The sequence below is a fragment of the Dysgonomonas termitidis genome (assembly GCF_054657735.1).
Map to the genome: position 1 here is coordinate 527,730 of NZ_BAAHYD010000002.1, position 16,837 is coordinate 544,566.

The window sequence follows — 16,837 nt, forward strand, 5'->3', positions numbered from 1 at the left end:
CTATGATAAAGAAGCAAATAAATAAAGGACTGGGAATATTTTGTATCGTCTTATTATTCTCTTGTTCCGGAAAGACCGGAAGTGAGACAACTCCGGACAAGATAAATAAGGCCTTTTTGCAAAACGTAAAAACAGTAAAGGCCGGATTAAGCAATCAGAACGAAGAACTGGTATTAACCGGGAAAGTAGAATACAATCCTGATAAGGTAATTAACTATGTGTCGCTTGTGAGTGGAATTGCAGACCGCACCTACTTTTCACTGGGTGATAAAGTACAGAAGGGACAGACACTGTTAGATATAAGGAGTTCCGAGCTCAGTTCATTACAGTCAGAATCCATTGTTTCGGAATCGGATGTGAAAATAGCTCAACGGGAACTCCAGACAGCCCGGTCGCTGTATGAAGACAGTATGCTGTCGGAAAAAGAACTACTGGAGGCGCAGGCTAAGCTGAAGCAGGCGCAGGCAGCGTATAACAAAACCCGGAGTGATATTGCTGTACATGGTATAAATAAAGGAAATGGTACTTTTTCTATTAAGGCGCCGATGACCGGCTATATAGTAAATAAGAATGTATCGTCTGGCAGTACGGTGTCGACAGACAGCGAACCCCTGTTTACGGTAGCCGATCTCGGCACGGTATGGATAACGGCCAATGTATATGCCGGCAACCTCCTTTTTGTGAAAGAAGGGATGGATGTAGCTATAACTACACTTTCTTATCCGGGAGAGGTATTCTCCGGGAAGATAAATCAATTGTCGCAGGTTTTTGACCCGGAAGAGAAAGTGTTGAAGGCAAGGATTATCATGTCTAATAAAGAAATGAAGTTCAAACCTGAAATGTCGGTCGTGATTAAATTGAAAAATGAGGCGCATGAGCAGTTTGTGTATGTTCCTTCCGACGCTTTGGTATTTGATGACGACCGCCACTTCGTGGTAGTGGAAGAATCTCCGGATAGCTTTAAAATAAGAGAAGTAAGCCTCCGCGGGCACAATAACAAGACGACATACATTGCATCCGGATTATCGGAAGGCGAGAATGTTGTCGTGAAAAATCAACTGCTGATATATTCAGGCCTTAAAGAGAATTAAATCATGCATAAGTTTGTAGAAAATATCATCGCATTTGCGCTCCGCAATCATATACTCATACTTTTCTTAACTACACTTTTATTTGTCGCGGGCATTGTTTGTTATATACATACCCCTATAGAAGCCTACCCCGATGTAACAAACACCCGCGTACGGATAATTACGCAATGGCCGGGAAGAAGCGCCGAAGAAGTGGAGAAGTTCGTAACTCTTCCTATTATGAAGGAAATGAACACTATTCCCCGCAAAACGGATGTACGCTCCACATCTTTATTCGGCCTGTCGGTAGTCACTGTTATTTTCGAAGACGGGGTGGATGATTTCTTTGCCCAGCAGTATTCATCCAACAGGATGCAGGATCTGGATCTGCCGGAGGGGGCGGACCCATCGATAGAGCCGCCATCCGGTGCCACGGGGGAAATATACAGGTATGTGCTAAAAAGCGACCTGCCTATCCGGGAAGTAGCTGCCATAAACGAGTGGGTAGTGGAACGGGAACTGCTTTCGGTACCCGGAGTAGCCAGTATAGCCAGTTTTGGCGGAGAGGAAAAAATGTTTGAGATAAAGGTAAATCCGGCAGAACTGAATAATTATAACCTGTCTCCCCTTGAGGTTTACGAAGCCGTTTCGAAGAGTAACATCAATGTCGGCGGAGACATTATTCAAAAAGGGAGTCAGGCTTATGTGGTCAGGGGGATAGGTTTGCTGGAGAGTGTGGACGATATTGAAAATATACTGATTGAGGTAAAGGGTGGAACCCCTATCCGGGTGAAGCAGGTGGCAACAGTAGATGTTTCCTCCAAACCGAGGCTGGGACAGGTAGGTCTGGATGACGATGATGATGTGGTACAGGGTATTGTAATAATGCTCAGGGGACAAAATCCAGGTGAAGTGATCGGGCATCTGAAAGAGAAGATTACCGAGTTGAATGACCGCATATTACCTGAGAATGTGAAAATAGAGCCTTTCCTCGACCGTACTACTTTAGTGGATTCTACAGTGCATACAGTTATGAGAAATTTGCTGGAAGGAATTATCTTAGTTTCCATAGTTGTATTTGTATTTCTTTTCAACTGGCGTACAACTGTAATTGTAGCCACTGTGATTCCGTTATCGTTTTTGTTTGCTATCATTATGTTGCGGATACAGGGGTTACCTGCTAACCTGATCTCGATGGGAGCGCTCGATTTTGGTTTATTGCTGGAGGGAACGCTCGTTATCGTAGAAATCATATTTGTAGCGATGGAGAAACGGTCGAAAGAGCTAGGGCAGCGCTTCACTAAAATATCGAAAAGCGGACTTATAAAGAAAAGCGCGGGGAGTGTGGCGTCCCACATCTTTTTTGCACAGGTTATCCTTGTAGTAGCATTATTCCCTATATTTTCGTTTCAGAAAGTAGAAGGCAAGATGTTCTCTCCATTGGCTTTCACGCTCGGGTATGCTCTATTGGGCTCTCTGATTCTTTCGCTTACTTATGTGCCGGTCATGTGTAAGATATTATTGAATAAACCAGTTGAGGAGAAAACGAATTTTATCAGCAGGTTTTTCACATCTGCCTTACATAAAGTGTATTTGTTCAGTTCCCGGTACCGCAAAGGCGCAATTATAACTTTCTGCCTGCTGCTAACAGTTTGTGTCGTTCGCATGTGTTTCTGGGGCACCGAGTTTATACCCAGTATGAACGAGGGAGCGATCTATATACGTGCAACATTGCCAAATAGTGTAAATCTTGATGAATCGGTGCGGACAACCAAAGAAATGAAGCAAAAACTCCGCCGGTTTGATGAAATAGAATTTATCTTGTCGCAGACCGGCCGGCCTAACGACGGAACAGATGCTACCGGTTTTTTTAATATAGAATTCCATGCGCAACTTAAACCTGAAAAAGAATGGAAGAGAAAAATCAAAAAGGATGAGCTGTTGGCTGAGATCAAGGATTCACTCGATATATATCCGGGCATCATACTGGCATTCAGCCAGCCGATCCAGGACAATGTAGAAGAATATGTGGCCGGCGTGAAAAGCTCTCTGGTAATCAAAATATTCGGTTCCGATCTTTCCCAGATGGAAGGCCTGGCCGACCAGACTGCCGCTGCCATAAAAAATGTGAGGGGAGTGGAGGATGTAAATGTTTTCAGGAGTGTAGGATTACCCGAGCTACAGATAAAGCTCGAAGAATCGCGGATGGCCCGTTATGCGGTATCTATGGCTGATGCGCAGGCCGTAGTGGAAATGGCTATCGGGGGGAAAGCCGCTACAACGTTTTATGAAGGCGAGCGCACATTCGATGTCCGGATACGTTTTCAGAAAGAATACAGGGATAATGAAGATAAAATAGGGAATATTCTTATCCCGACAATGGATGGCAAATATGTCCCCTTAAAAGAGATAGCCGATATCCGGTTTATTACAGGCCCGACGTTTATCTACCGTGAAGGCAGCAGCCGGTATGTGGGTATAGGATTCAGTATCCGCGACCGCGATTTAGGGTCTGCCATTGCCGAAGCTCAGAAAAAAGTAAGTGAAAGTGTAACGCTTAAGACTGAAAACAAAATGGTCTGGGCCGGAGAATTTGAAAGCCAGCAACGGGCTACGGCAAGATTGGCGGTTATCATTCCTGCCGTGTTGCTTCTTATCCTTTTCTTGCTCTACCTTAACTTTGGGACGGTCAAGGACACGCTTATCGCGGCAAGCGCCATACCTTACGCCTTTATCGGAGGATTCATTTCTTTGTGGGTTACAGGCACGGTATTCGGTATATCGGCAGGGATAGGGTTTATTATCCTGTTTGGTATCACGGCTATAGATAGTATATTATTGATTACCCTGATGAAAACCCGTATGCAGCGTACCCGGAACCTGCGGTTGGCAATCGACGATGCTGTGAAAAGCCGTATCAGGCCTGTACTGATGATTGCGCTGATGGGCTCGATGGGGTTATTCCCTGCCGCGCTATCTCAGGGTATGGGCTCCGAGATTCAAAGACCGCTGGCAATAATGATAGTAGGAGGGATTCTTATTTGTATGATTTTATCTTTTACGGTGTTGCCGCAGGTATTTTATTTCGCATACAGGAGGGATAAGCGATTGAAGGATTGATAATGAGTGTGAATAATTTCCGGAAACTTTATCTATATAATTAGAGCTAATAGCCTTTGGCTGTTAGCTTATAGTTCTTTGAAGTGCTGATTAAAGTAGTTACGAGTTACTTCGCCCTGCGGGCAGTTACGAGTTACAAGTAAACAAGATACAAGTTGTTAACTGATGACTGTTTACTGTTAACTGATATACCTTTTACCTTTTAGCTATTAATGGTTAACAAAAGTAAAATCGATAGAATAAAAACAGTGAAAAATGTGTCAGAAGTGTCAGGTTTTAACATTATGCAGTTAACAAATGTGAAGTTGAATGATAATTATTGCTGCCAATTTTCGTGCGTTTACAATACCAATTTGCTGTAAACATGATATTATTCGAGAAATATTTCGGATATTTGTATTTCAAAATACACATAAATGAAGGAAAAACTATTTATTTATCAGGTACTTCCCAGACTATTCGGCAATAATAACAACTTAAATAAAGAGAATGGAACTCTGGAAGAAAACGGAGCCGGCAAACTTTCCGCCTTCGACAATAAGGCGCTGAAAGAAATAAAAAAAATGGGATTTACCCATATATGGTACACAGGAATACTGGAACATGCCTCTAAAACTGATTACTCCGCATACAATATCCCTAAAGACAATCCCGACGTAGTAAAAGGTAATGCCGGGTCTCCTTATGCAATACGCGACTATTATGATGTGTCGCCCGATCTTGCAGATGTGGTTGAAAACAGGGTAGCAGAGTTTGAAGAACTGGTAGACAGAACTCACGGGAACGGGATGAGGGTAATAATAGATTTTGTACCCAACCATGTTGCGCGCCAATACCATTCGGATGCCAAGCCGAATAAAGTAAAGGACTTCGGAGAGGACGACGATCCAACAATCGCATTCGACCCTGACAATAACTTTTACTATATACCAAATCAAAAACTGGAATTGCAGTTCCCTGTCCAGCAGGGCGACGCCGCTTATATCGAATATCCGGCAAAAGCCACGGGAAACGACTGTTTTACAAATAAACCCGGGATAAACGACTGGTATGAAACCGTAAAACTGAATTACGGAGTGGATTATAATCATGGCAAAACGAACTGTTTTATGCCAGTGCCTGACACATGGCTGAAGATGCGGGATATACTATTGTACTGGACATCGAAAGGTATCGACGGGTTCCGCTGCGATATGGCCGAAATGGTACCTGTAGAATTCTGGAACTGGGTGATACCTAAAGTCAAGGCTAAGAACAAATCGCTTATATTCATTGCCGAGGTGTACAATCCTGCGCAGTATCACAATTATGTGCACTGGGGATTATTCGACTACCTGTACGATAAAGTTGACTTGTACGACACGCTTCGCGATATCACATGCGGATATAAACCGGCGTCCGAAATTACTTTCTGCTGGCAACGTATCGGGGAATTACAGCCCAAAATGCTGAACTTCCTGGAAAACCACGATGAGCAGCGCATAGCATCTGATTTTTTTGCCGGAGACGCATTTAAAGCTATTCCGGGAATGATCACGGCAGCTACAATGCATACCAATCCGGTAATGATATATTTCGGGCAAGAGTTAGGTGAGCGTGGAATGGATAAAGAGGGTTTCAGCGGAATAGACGGGCGAACCACCATCTTCGATTACTGGTCGGTAGATTCTGTGCGGACCTGGAGAAATAACGGCTCCTTTGGAAATGAAAACCTGACACAGGAACAGATAAAGTTACGCAAGTTCTATCTTCAGCTGATACAAATAGCGAAAGAAGAAGAGAGTATCAATTCCGGTAAATTCTTCGACCTGATGTATCATAACTATGAAAATCCGGGATTTGATTCCGCCAAGCAATATGCGTTCCTTCGTTCGGGTAAAAAAGAATTTATACTGGTAGTCGCTAATTTTGCGCCGTATGCATCGGAAGTATCGGTACATATTCCATTAGATGCGTTCGACTATATAGGCATTGAACCACAGAGAATAAAAAGCGCAAAGGAGCTATTCTCAAAGAAGAATATACCCTTAAGTTCCCGCTGGGATAAAGCCTTGTATATTAATATGGAAGCCTATTCCGGGAAAATAATCAGGTTCTCTGCAGGATAATAAGTAACTGTAAGATCTGTTTTCGGCAAAATTTAAACAATTACTAATCGCTAGAGTGATTTGTTTTTGCTAATTTTACAGCCTATAACAAAACAATAACCTATAATTATCAAAAAGATTAACGAAACAATGGAAAGTAGTGTGCCTTTCAAGATTTTCTCGGGAACAAAATCCCGTTATTTAGCTGAAAAAATATGTACAAGCCTGGGTTGCCCTCTTGGCAAAATGAATATCGAACGCTTCGCTGACGGCGAATTTTCTGTCTCTTATGAGGAGTCGATCAGGGGTTGTCAGGTATTTCTTGTACAATCCACATTTCCATCTTCGGATAATCTTATGGAGTTGTTATTGATGATAGATGCGGCCAAAAGAGCTTCTGCGCATTCTATTATCGCGGTTATTCCTTATTTCGGATGGGCAAGGCAAGACCGTAAAGACAAGCCCCGCGTATCCATAGGGGCCAAGCTTATTGCCGACATGCTTGCCGCGTCAGGCATAAACAGACTGATTACTATGGATTTGCACGCAGACCAGATTCAGGGATTTTTCAATGTACCTGTCGACCACTTATACGCCTCGGCCATATTTGTAGATTACATCAAAACATTGGACCGCGAAAACCTTGTTATTGCGACTCCCGATGTAGGAGGTACTAAGCGTGCCAGTTCATATGCCAAATATTTCGGCATGCCTATGGTTATTTGCTATAAACTGCGTAAAAAGGCGAATGAAATATCGGAAATGCAGATCATCGGAGATGTTGCAGGCATGGATGTCTTGCTTGTGGACGATATTGTGGATACAGCGGGAACGATTACCAAAGCCGCAGATATTATGATAGCCAGCGGAGCGCGTTCGGTACGTGCCATAGCCAGCCATGCCGTAATGTCAGATCCTGCATCGGAACGTGTCGACCTGTCCGGACTTACCGAAATGGTATTCACCGATAGTATCCCTTATTCCAAGAAATGCGAAAAAGTTGTTATCTTATCAGTGGCAGATGTCTTCGCTAATGCTATACGGCGTGTGCTCTCGAACGAGTCTATCAGTTCCTTATATGTGTTATAATCACCTTAAGGCTGATTAATAAATCTTAAAAGAAAGAGAGATTGCCTGATCTCTCTTTTTGTTTGCCCCAAAATTCGGATAGCAAATTTGTATATATCATCAAATAAAGATACTTTTGCAACTTACAATAAAATTGTTTTACAAAATACAGTAATGAAAGTTCATCACGAAGGGCGCGGCGTTTTAACAACATACCTTATCATACTGGTTCTGCTAAATGGAGCTTTGTGGTATTTTTTTCATCATTCCGTTCTATCTTATCTTGTGGGGGGGGTATCTCTCGTTCTCTTCCTTATTGTATTAAACTTTTACAGGAGCCCATACCGCCGCTTTTCCGGCAATACGGATGATATTGTCGTCGCTTCGGCCGACGGGAAGATTGTCGCTATAGAAGAGGTGTATGAAGGTGAATTTTTCAAAGACAAGCGAATTATTGTTTCCATATTCATGTCACCGTTCAATGTTCATGCAAACTGGTATCCGATAAATGGAAAAGTACTGATGTCCAAGCACCATGACGGACGCTTTATGGCTGCCTATCTCCCAAAATCGAGTACGGAAAATGAACGCTCGACTGTAGTAATGGAAACCGAAGACGGGCGTCACCAGATACTTCTGCGCCAAGTTGCCGGAGCTATGGCCCGACGCATTGTTACATATGCCCAGGTCGGAGAAGTGGCCCATATCGACGAGCATTTAGGCTTCATTAAGCTAGGCTCCCGAGTGGATGTATATCTGCCTTTAGGGGCAGAAATATTAGTAGAAATGGATCAGAAGGTAACAGGTAATCAGACAGTTATAGCTAAATTCAAATAATAGCACATATGAAAAGACATATACCTAATGTATTTACTTCCTTCAATTTATTTTCCGGTTGTATTGCCACAGTGATGGCCTTCCAGGGAGAATACACATGGGTTGTTGTATGGGTTATAATCGCGGCTTTCTTCGATTTCTGCGACGGTTTTTCAGCCCGCTTATTGAAAGCTTATTCTCCGATGGGCAAGGAGTTGGATTCACTTGCCGATATGGTGAGTTTCGGGGTAGCGCCAAGTATGGCTGTATTTCATTTTTTATCTCAGAATACGATCCGCATTTCACAGAATCCGGCCATTATAGAATATTTGCCATATATAGCGTTTTTACTGGCCGTCTTCTCCGGTTTGAGGTTAGCCAAATTTAATATAGACAAGCGTCAGTCAGACTCTTTTATCGGCCTGAATACGCCCGCAAATGCCATGTTCTGGGTCAGCTTCTGTTATGGCCTGACACACGATGCCCCAATGGTAACAGCCTTGTTGATGTACACAGTCCTGGCAGCTATATTGGTTTTCTCCTCATTGATGGTATCAGAAATCCCGATGTTTTCACTGAAAGTAAAGAGTATAAAGTTTAAGGGAAATGAGTACCGCTACTTTCTTATAATATTTATGATCGCTCTGGTCGCGTATATCGGAATATTAGGAATTGCGGGAGGGATATTGTTATATATAGCTATGTCAATCATTAACAGCCGGAAACAAGCGGAATAAGGCTGTGGCATTTATCTTAGATGTATTTTTCATCGCATTTTTTGCTGAAAAGTTTGCTGGTTTCAGCAAAAAGCAGTAATATTGCAACCGATTTCGGGATAACCGCCGAAAATCAGGTCCTATAGCTCAGTTGGTTAGAGCATCTGACTCATAATCAGGGGGTCCCTGGTTCAAGCCCAGGTGGGACCACTTAAAAATAAAGCAGTTAAGTATATTTTACTTAGCTGCTTTTTTTATTTGCACCACAAATTTGCACCACAGTTTTAAAAGTGCATTATTTGGAGATGGTGGTATTCCTTTCCTGTTTCTAAAAGATATGAGGGCAGGAGATGTAATCGTTAAAAAAAGCTATACTGTTAATTTTATTTGGATTTTCTGTAAATATTATATAAATAATACATAAATTAGCAACTGAATTTTTGAAAATAATAGGGATATATTTTCAAAAACGTAAAAATATATGCTGGGATAAGAATCCTGAAAATTTAGATAATCAATAAATTGCTTTTACTACTCAATAATGTTTAATATTTAGAGAGTATTATGCATGTCAATATTATATTATCCATATTCTTAAATGAGATATTTTATGTAAATAATCATAAAATTAATTTAATTAAAAAAATGAAAATACCAAAAGTGATACATCAAATATGGGGTGGAAGTAAGCCTTTACCTAGTTATTTTAAAGATTTTAGTAGAACTTGGCAGGAAATGAATCCCTCATGGAAATATGAATTTTGGGATGATGATCGAATCATTTCTCTTGTAGAGGAAAAGTATCCAAAGTATTTGCAAATGTTTAAGTCTTTTCCGTACAATATGCAGCGTTGGGATACTGTACGTTATTTTATATTAGATCAGATCGGTGGATTATATGCAGACTTCGATTCTGAATGTTTAATGCCAATTGATGATTTGTTAATAGACAAAACATTTTGCGCTTCGTTAGAACCGGAAGAGTATGCTATAAGAAATGGAAAAGAGGTTTATCTGAGTACTGCTATAATGGGTTCAGTACCTCACCACCCTTTCGTCCAACTAATGATTGAAAATATTTTCAAACTTTCTTTCGAAAATGGGTTATTTAAGGCGAATTTAAATGATAAAACTATGGATGTTGTTAATTCCACAGGACCATTAATGTTGACTGCAACATATGAACAATATCAAGATAAATGTTCTGTTCACTTAATTTCAATGGATTACATTGCAGCCTATACAAACGACGAGACTCGGGCAATGTTATACGGGTTTGAATCTGAAATCCTTGAAAGAAGGATAGAAAAAGCATATGCTGTTCATTATTTTTTTAATAATTGGATGACAGGAGACGACTAAAAGAATCAACATTTTAAAAGTAATAACTATTTAATATCATTTCCAGGAATGAGTATCCATCTGATTGACTGTAAATTATATCACCACTCTAAAGATGGATGAATTATATAAAAATATGTATAAATTGTATCTAATTTATTATCCGTATTTTTCTAAATCTATCAAAATAACATTCGTATGCTGAGAATAATTTATTTAACGAAGCAATTGTATTGTTAATTTAAATATTAAGTTTGCTATTTTTTAAGTTTAATGACTATCACAAATAAGCTAATTACAATTAAATACTACTATGAATCTACTAAATAAAAAAAAACAGAATGTTTTTGTATCATTTCTTGAATTGTTGAAAGTCAAACACACGAAAAACTTTTCCAATAAATATTTTAATGAGCACCCTCATAAATATAACTTATTCGGACTATCTAAAATGTTATCTGATTATGGGGTAGAAAATGCTGCTACAAAAATCGAGGATAAAGAAAATAATATTCAAAACATTGAAACCCCGTTTATTGCATATACAGGGAGTGACTTTATTCCGGTATATAAAATAACCCATGACAGTGTGTCTTATATATCAAAAAATGGAAACGTATCCATTCCTACTAAAGATTTCTGCGAATTTTGGACAGGCATAACCTTGTTCGCTGAGCCTAGTAGTACATCGGCAGAGCCCAATTATAAGGAAAATAGAAGAAAAGAATTGTTCGGATTTATTCAAAAGATATTTCTTTTATCTTCTATTTTCATAATATTTCTATTGACATATATCTCAAAATCATTTTATTCTAATTTAGGATTGACAATAGGATTATTCGTTAATTTTTCAGGAATATATATAGGTTATCTATTAGTTCAAAAACAAATGCATATTCATAGTGAATATGCGGATAAAATATGTTCACTCTTCAAGCAAAGCGATTGTAATGATGTGTTGGAGTCTAAAGCGGCTAAACTTTTCGGACTGATTGGGTGGAGTGAGATCGGGTTAGGGTATTTCATATCCAACACCCTTATATTATTATTCCTTTCTCAATTCATATCTTATTTGGCTCTCATAAATATATGTGCTTTACCATATAGTCTTTGGAGTATATGGTATCAAAAAAATAAAGCAAAACAGTGGTGCCCATTATGTCTGATTGTACAGGGATTGCTGTGGGCGATATTTATTGTTAACTTAACGTTTGGATTTATTCAAATGCCGATTCTTAATACAACAAATATACTAATTGTTGCTTGCCTGTATCTTATACCATTATTGGCGATTAATATACTCATCCCTCAATTGAGTGGGGAAGGGAAAATGGAGCAAATAATACAAGAAATAAATAGTATAAAAGCAAATGAAGATATTTTTCTCACATTATTAAACAAACAATCCTATTACGATGTCGATAAATCAATTTCAAATATCATTCTAGGCAATCCCAATGGTAATATTTTAATTACAGTTTTCACAAACCCGCATTGTAACCCTTGTGCTGAAATGCATAGCCGGATAGAAAAAATTCTAAAACAAACAGATCAGTTGTGCATACAATATATATTTTCCTCATTCGATAAAAGCCTTGATTTGAGCAATAAATTTCTTATGGCAGTTTACCTAAACAATAGTCAAGAAAAAGCAAGAAAAATATATTCGGAATGGTTTTCCAAAGGGAAATTTGCAAAAGAGAGTTTCTTTCAAGTGTATGAAATGAATATTTTCGATGAGAAAGTAGAAATGGAGTTTCAAAAACATGAGGCGTGGAAAAAGCAGACAGGACTGCGGGCTACGCCAACCATTCTTGTAAACGGGTACAGGTTACCCGATAATTATAAAATAGAAGATATCCGATTTTTCTCAGAACTTTAGATGTTAACTCTAAATATCTATTGCCAAGTTGTAGGGTAATAGGCGATAGACTGATCATTTATTGTAATCTTTCTACAGCATTAATTCTAATTTCATTTATTATGAAAAAAATCAGTTTAAAAGGAATTTCCTCAATTCTTAGCGATAAAGAGTTAAAGAATATAATGGGGGGAAGTGGTCAAAGTTGCGGTGTTACAATCTGCAAATCTGCATCTGATTGTTGGAGTGGATGTTCCGTTTGTAAAGATCTTCCTAACTGGGGTGGAACAAAAACATGTTATAATTATTAAAGTACGGAACGTGTATAGTTCATTATCAAAAGTAAAATTAAGTTTCAGTGAATTGAATATTTGAAATTACTTTCGATACAGATAAAACCCAAAAAAGGAGCTGTCTCACTTTTGGAGACAGCTTCATTCTATATCTTTAACTTATAATGTTAATATGAAAACTTATTATTTTACAGTTCTGTTATTAATCTTTTTCCCTCTAGTTTGTCTCAAATCTCAAAATAGAAACTTATTTACCATTAATGGAGAAATTAAAGATAAAAATAAGGGTGAGGTTGTTTTATCATATCGTGTTTTTGCCAATAATAAATATGAAACAATAAGCGACACAACACAGCTTATGAATGGACTTTTTTCTATGATTGGCAATATATCTGAACCTGTAAAGGCTGACTTAATTATAGACAATACAAGTTTTTCATTCTATATTGATCCTGTCAAAATGAATTTAGTCATAGATAGTAATAAAATAACTATTGTCGGAGGGAAAACTCAGGATAACTATGAGTCATTGAATAAGGTTATTGAAAACATTCTCAGGAAAGAGGCTTGTTTAGAGAAACAATTTTCAATGTTAGAGAAATTATCAGAAAAAATATCAGATTCAGATAGTATTAATATCGAAAAAGACAAAATAAGGAGCATAAAAGATTCTTTAAACAACGAAAAAGGCAAGCAATATATTTTATTTATGAATTCTAACAAGGACTCCTATATTTGCTTAGATTTGCTTGTAGACGTATATCAAAGAGATTTGCTCACACTCAATGAAGCACGTGATCTTTTCAATTCACTTTCAATTCAAATCAGAAATACTGCATTAGGCAATAAAGTAAATAAGCATTTGAGTAAATACGAAAACACTTCTTTAGGTGCAACAGCACCGGACTTTAGTGCTAAAGACATAAATAACAAAAATATAACATTGTCTCAATTTCGAGGAAATAAGTTTGTCCTATTGGATTTCTGGGCTACATGGTGCGGTCCATGTATACAGGGAATCCCTGCCCTTAGAAATATTAACAAAATGTATAGTGACAAAGGATTAGTGATAATATCTATTTCATGTGATTTTGATAAAGGTGCTTGGTTGTCCGGTGTCGAAAAATTTAAGTTAAATGATTGGATTAATCTTTTTCATGTTTGCGATTTAGATTCTTGGATGCAAGGTAAAATCAATGATGAAGATATTGCAGAGAAATATCCTACGATGGGTATCCCTCGATATTATTTGATTGATAAGAAAGGAAAAATTGTTGGAAGATGGCTAGGATATAGTGAAGAAAATGAAAAAGAATTACAAATGTTGCTTCATAAAGTTGTTCTTTGAAATAAAAATAGATTTTAATTCTAAATGTGATCTAACGTATAGAAAGATGAAAAATAATAGTATTGCTTTCCTTATTCTATATATTGGAGATTATCCTTGGTACTTCTCCTATTTTTTGCACTCATGTAAATATAATCCCAATATTGATTTTTATATCTATACGGATAATCCGATAATTGAATCTAGTACTCCAGAAAATGTCAAACTTATTCCTTATAGTCTAAATGAGTTCAATAAGGATGCAGCAAAGGCATTGGGTTTTCCTGTCAATATTGAACATGGTTATAAATTATGTGATTTTAAACCGGCTTATGGGTATATATTTGCGGATTTAGTTAAGAATTATGATTTTTGGGGACATTGTGATATTGATATTATATTTGGCAATATACGTAACTTTGTGACAGATGCGGTTTTGAGTAAATATGATGTGATAAGTGCCAGACATGATTACTTGACGGGCAGTTTTGCTCTATATAGAAATGGTTTATTTAATAATGCTTTATTCAAGCAAAGTAAGGACTATATAAAGGTATTTACAAGCTCTGAAAATTTCTGTTTTGATGAAACAAACTATGCGTTTAAGGCTTTTGAAATAGGATTGCATCGCAGTGAAATCAAAACAGAGGTAGAAAGCATGACTCATGTTGTAAAACGATTAGAAGAAAAGAGAAAGCTTAAACCTTATTTCGAATTCCAAATATTGGAAGGACTTGCGGGGAATATGCTTTGGGATAATGGTACGTTGACCTATAGAAAAGAATTTGAAGTAATGTATTACCATCTGATCAAGTTGAAAACTGTATATTCAGAAAAGAATATACAAAATAGGGTAGTTCCCAATAAATTCCGAATAGGTAAAAAGAAAATATATTATTGATGAAGAAAAGATTTCCATATTATCAACAACTGGATAGTATGGACTGTGGTCCTACTTGTATCCGTATGGTTGCCAAATACTATGGTCGTAGTTATAGTGTACAGCACTTGCGAGAAAACTCATTTATCACTCGTGAAGGAGTTTCCATGTTAGGAATTAGTGATGCCGCAGAAAAAATCGGATTTAGAACTACAGGTGTCAGATTATCCTTTGATCGGCTTGTTGAAGACATGACTTTTCCCTGTATCTTACATTGGGAACAATATCATTTTGTAGTATGTTATGGTATTAAAAAAAAAGGATGCTTTTGGAGAAAGACTAAAAATGAAGAATATCAAATGATGATTGCTGATCCTGCTCGTGGTCAGTACATTTTAACCAAGGATGAATTTCTAAGAAAATGGATCAGTTCAAAATCGGAAGGATATGATACAGGAATTGCCTTGATGCTTAAACCAACCCCTGAATTCTATGAACACGAAGATGAGAAAAGAAAAGAGGAAAGAAATTTAAGATACTTTCTCCGTTACTTAACCCCGTATAAAACACAATTATTGCAATTAGTTGTAGGGATGCTTATTGGAAGTGTTCTGCAACTGATATTCCCCTTTTTGACACAAGCTGTGGTGGACCAAGGAATAGGGAATAACAACCTGAGTTTTATAACACTTATTCTTATCGCGCAATTAGTTTTATTTGTGACACAACTGGCCGTAGAATTCATTCGTAACTGGATTACGTTACACATGAATACTCGGATTAATATAGCCTTAATTTCCGATTTCCTGATAAAATTAATGAAACTTCCTCTTCGTTTCTTCGATACCAAAAATATTGGGGACATTATGCAACGAATAGGAGACCATAATCGGATAGAATCATTCCTGACAGGTTCGACATTGTCAACATTATTTTCGTTTGGAAACTTCGTAATATTTGCATTTATTTTAGGCTATTACAACCTTACTATATTAGGTGTCTTCTTGCTAGGGAATACACTTTATGTAATGTGGATATTGTTTTTTATGAAATATCGCCGGAATCTCGATTATAAAAGATTCTCTCAAGCTTCTGCCGAACAAGGCAATCTTGTCCACATGGTTACAGGAATGCAAGAGATCAAATTAAATAACATAGAAAAGCAATACCGTTGGAAATGGGAACGAATACAGGTAAAACTATTTAAAATAAACATTAAGGGGCTGGCATTAGGGCAGTATCAACAATTGGGTTCTGTTTTCTTTAGTCAGACAACATCATTATTTATTTCATTTCTTGCAGCTAAACTTGTTATAGACGGAGATATCACGCTGGGTATGATGATGTCTATCAGTTATATAATAGGTCAGCTATCCGCACCTATCGGGCAGGTAATCGGTTTCGCACAGTCATTTCAAGATGCTAAAATCAGCTTGGAAAGATTAAACGAAATACACAATAAAGAAGATGAAGAGCAAACTTTAGCTTTAAAGATTAATTATATTCCCGATAATAAGTCCATATCCATCGAAGATGTTTCTTTCAGCTATGACGGATCCGACAGGGAATATGTTCTTGACAATATTAACCTTATTATACCTCAGAATAAAGTAACGGCAATTGTAGGAGCGAGTGGAAGCGGTAAAACGACTTTGATAAAACTTTTACTGGGTTTTTATACCCCTAATAAGGGAAATATAAAAATAGATCAAACCCCACTCCAAGAAATTAATCCACACCTATGGAGACAAAAAAACGGAGCCGTTTTACAGGACGGTTTTATATTTTCAGATACAATAGCAAATAATATCGCTGTAGGCGAAGAAGTTGTAGATAAAACGAAACTGGCCCATGCTGTCAATGTTGCCAATATAAAAGAATTTATCGAATCCTTACCTTTAAAATACAACACGAAGATAGGAATGGAAGGAAACGGTATCAGCCAAGGACAACGCCAAAGGCTTTTAATTGCCCGTGCTGTATACAAGAGTCCTGACTTTATCTTCTTAGATGAAGCCACAAACGCATTGGATGCAAATAACGAACGTGTAATATTAGATAATCTGGATACATTTTATAAGGGTAAGACAGTGATAATAGTTGCCCATAGGTTAAGCACGGTACAGCATGCAAATAATATCATTGTTCTTGATAAAGGTAAGATTATAGAAGAAGGAACTCATCAGGAACTGACGACTAAAAAAGGAGCGTATTATACACTGGTAAAGAATCAATTGGAATTAGGACTGTAATTACAT

12 protein-coding genes and 1 tRNA gene are annotated in these 16,837 nt (G+C 37.8%); all 13 read left to right on the plus strand.

Going from position 1 to position 16,837, the window contains the following annotated elements; all coding sequences use genetic code 11:
- Positions 1-2 precede the first annotated feature (2 nt).
- The 13 genes from ACYQ3L_RS06355 to ACYQ3L_RS06415 all read left to right on the plus strand — a co-directional run bounded on the left by ACYQ3L_RS06355 (position 3) and on the right by ACYQ3L_RS06415 (position 16,831).
- On the plus strand, positions 3-1,091 hold the full coding sequence (locus ACYQ3L_RS06355) for an efflux RND transporter periplasmic adaptor subunit (protein WP_379997637.1): 1,089 nt from the start codon (positions 3-5) through the stop codon (positions 1,089-1,091).
- A 3-nt stretch (positions 1,092-1,094) separates the two neighbouring features.
- Positions 1,095-4,190 carry an efflux RND transporter permease subunit gene (locus tag ACYQ3L_RS06360; protein ID WP_379997635.1) on the plus strand — a complete coding sequence of 1,032 codons (3,096 nt, stop codon included), beginning with the start codon at positions 1,095-1,097 and terminating at the stop codon, positions 4,188-4,190.
- 416 nt (positions 4,191-4,606) lie between these two features.
- Positions 4,607-6,298, plus strand: a complete 1,692-nt coding sequence (locus ACYQ3L_RS06365) for an alpha-amylase family glycosyl hydrolase (protein WP_379997633.1) — start codon at positions 4,607-4,609, stop codon at positions 6,296-6,298.
- Between the two features lie 129 nt (positions 6,299-6,427).
- Positions 6,428-7,366, plus strand: coding sequence for a ribose-phosphate pyrophosphokinase (locus tag ACYQ3L_RS06370; RefSeq protein WP_379997631.1), 939 nt, complete (start codon positions 6,428-6,430; stop codon positions 7,364-7,366).
- A gap of 153 nt (positions 7,367-7,519) precedes the next feature.
- Positions 7,520-8,182 carry a phosphatidylserine decarboxylase family protein gene (locus ACYQ3L_RS06375; RefSeq protein WP_379997629.1) on the plus strand — a complete coding sequence of 221 codons (663 nt, stop codon included), beginning with the start codon at positions 7,520-7,522 and terminating at the stop codon, positions 8,180-8,182.
- 8 nt (positions 8,183-8,190) lie between these two features.
- Complete coding sequence (locus ACYQ3L_RS06380) at positions 8,191-8,898, plus strand: CDP-alcohol phosphatidyltransferase family protein (RefSeq protein ID WP_379997627.1); 708 nt, start codon at positions 8,191-8,193, stop codon at positions 8,896-8,898.
- A 115-nt stretch (positions 8,899-9,013) separates the two neighbouring features.
- Positions 9,014-9,087 (plus strand) — tRNA-Ile (locus ACYQ3L_RS06385).
- A gap of 435 nt (positions 9,088-9,522) precedes the next feature.
- Positions 9,523-10,239 carry a glycosyltransferase family 32 protein gene (locus tag ACYQ3L_RS06390; RefSeq protein WP_379997625.1) on the plus strand — a complete coding sequence of 239 codons (717 nt, stop codon included), beginning with the start codon at positions 9,523-9,525 and terminating at the stop codon, positions 10,237-10,239.
- A gap of 292 nt (positions 10,240-10,531) precedes the next feature.
- The gene (locus tag ACYQ3L_RS06395) at positions 10,532-12,100 is read left to right on the plus strand and encodes a vitamin K epoxide reductase family protein (protein ID WP_379997623.1); all 1,569 of its coding nucleotides are present in this window, start codon (positions 10,532-10,534) and stop codon (positions 12,098-12,100) included.
- Between the two features lie 101 nt (positions 12,101-12,201).
- Positions 12,202-12,390 carry a bacteriocin gene (locus ACYQ3L_RS06400; RefSeq protein ID WP_379997621.1) on the plus strand — a complete coding sequence of 63 codons (189 nt, stop codon included), beginning with the start codon at positions 12,202-12,204 and terminating at the stop codon, positions 12,388-12,390.
- A gap of 154 nt (positions 12,391-12,544) precedes the next feature.
- On the plus strand, positions 12,545-13,720 hold the full coding sequence (locus ACYQ3L_RS06405; RefSeq protein ID WP_379997619.1) for a redoxin family protein: 1,176 nt from the start codon (positions 12,545-12,547) through the stop codon (positions 13,718-13,720).
- Between the two features lie 46 nt (positions 13,721-13,766).
- Complete coding sequence (locus ACYQ3L_RS06410) at positions 13,767-14,600, plus strand: DUF6625 family protein (protein WP_379997617.1); 834 nt, start codon at positions 13,767-13,769, stop codon at positions 14,598-14,600.
- Positions 14,600-16,831: a peptidase domain-containing ABC transporter gene (locus ACYQ3L_RS06415; protein WP_379997615.1), complete on the plus strand. Its 2,232-nt coding sequence runs from the start codon at positions 14,600-14,602 to the stop codon at positions 16,829-16,831. Before ACYQ3L_RS06410 ends, ACYQ3L_RS06415 begins: the two co-directional genes overlap by 1 nt.
- Positions 16,832-16,837: the final 6 nt, after the last annotated feature.

What these genes read in the sequence shown, in the direction of transcription:
- ACYQ3L_RS06405 (WP_379997619.1), top strand. Translation starts at nt 12,545, where the DNA reads ATGAAAACTTATTATTTTACAGTTCTGTTATTAATCTTTTTCCCTCTA.
- ACYQ3L_RS06365 (WP_379997633.1), top strand. Translation starts at nt 4,607, where the DNA reads ATGAAGGAAAAACTATTTATTTATCAGGTACTTCCCAGACTATTCGGC.
- ACYQ3L_RS06375 (WP_379997629.1), top strand. Translation starts at nt 7,520, where the DNA reads ATGAAAGTTCATCACGAAGGGCGCGGCGTTTTAACAACATACCTTATC.
- ACYQ3L_RS06395 (WP_379997623.1), top strand. Translation starts at nt 10,532, where the DNA reads ATGAATCTACTAAATAAAAAAAAACAGAATGTTTTTGTATCATTTCTT.
- ACYQ3L_RS06410 (WP_379997617.1), top strand. Translation starts at nt 13,767, where the DNA reads ATGAAAAATAATAGTATTGCTTTCCTTATTCTATATATTGGAGATTAT.
- ACYQ3L_RS06360 (WP_379997635.1), top strand. Translation starts at nt 1,095, where the DNA reads ATGCATAAGTTTGTAGAAAATATCATCGCATTTGCGCTCCGCAATCAT.
- ACYQ3L_RS06380 (WP_379997627.1), top strand. Translation starts at nt 8,191, where the DNA reads ATGAAAAGACATATACCTAATGTATTTACTTCCTTCAATTTATTTTCC.
- ACYQ3L_RS06415 (WP_379997615.1), top strand. Translation starts at nt 14,600, where the DNA reads ATGAAGAAAAGATTTCCATATTATCAACAACTGGATAGTATGGACTGT.
- ACYQ3L_RS06390 (WP_379997625.1), top strand. Translation starts at nt 9,523, where the DNA reads ATGAAAATACCAAAAGTGATACATCAAATATGGGGTGGAAGTAAGCCT.
- ACYQ3L_RS06400 (WP_379997621.1), top strand. Translation starts at nt 12,202, where the DNA reads ATGAAAAAAATCAGTTTAAAAGGAATTTCCTCAATTCTTAGCGATAAA.
- ACYQ3L_RS06355 (WP_379997637.1), top strand. Translation starts at nt 3, where the DNA reads ATGATAAAGAAGCAAATAAATAAAGGACTGGGAATATTTTGTATCGTC.
- ACYQ3L_RS06370 (WP_379997631.1), top strand. Translation starts at nt 6,428, where the DNA reads ATGGAAAGTAGTGTGCCTTTCAAGATTTTCTCGGGAACAAAATCCCGT.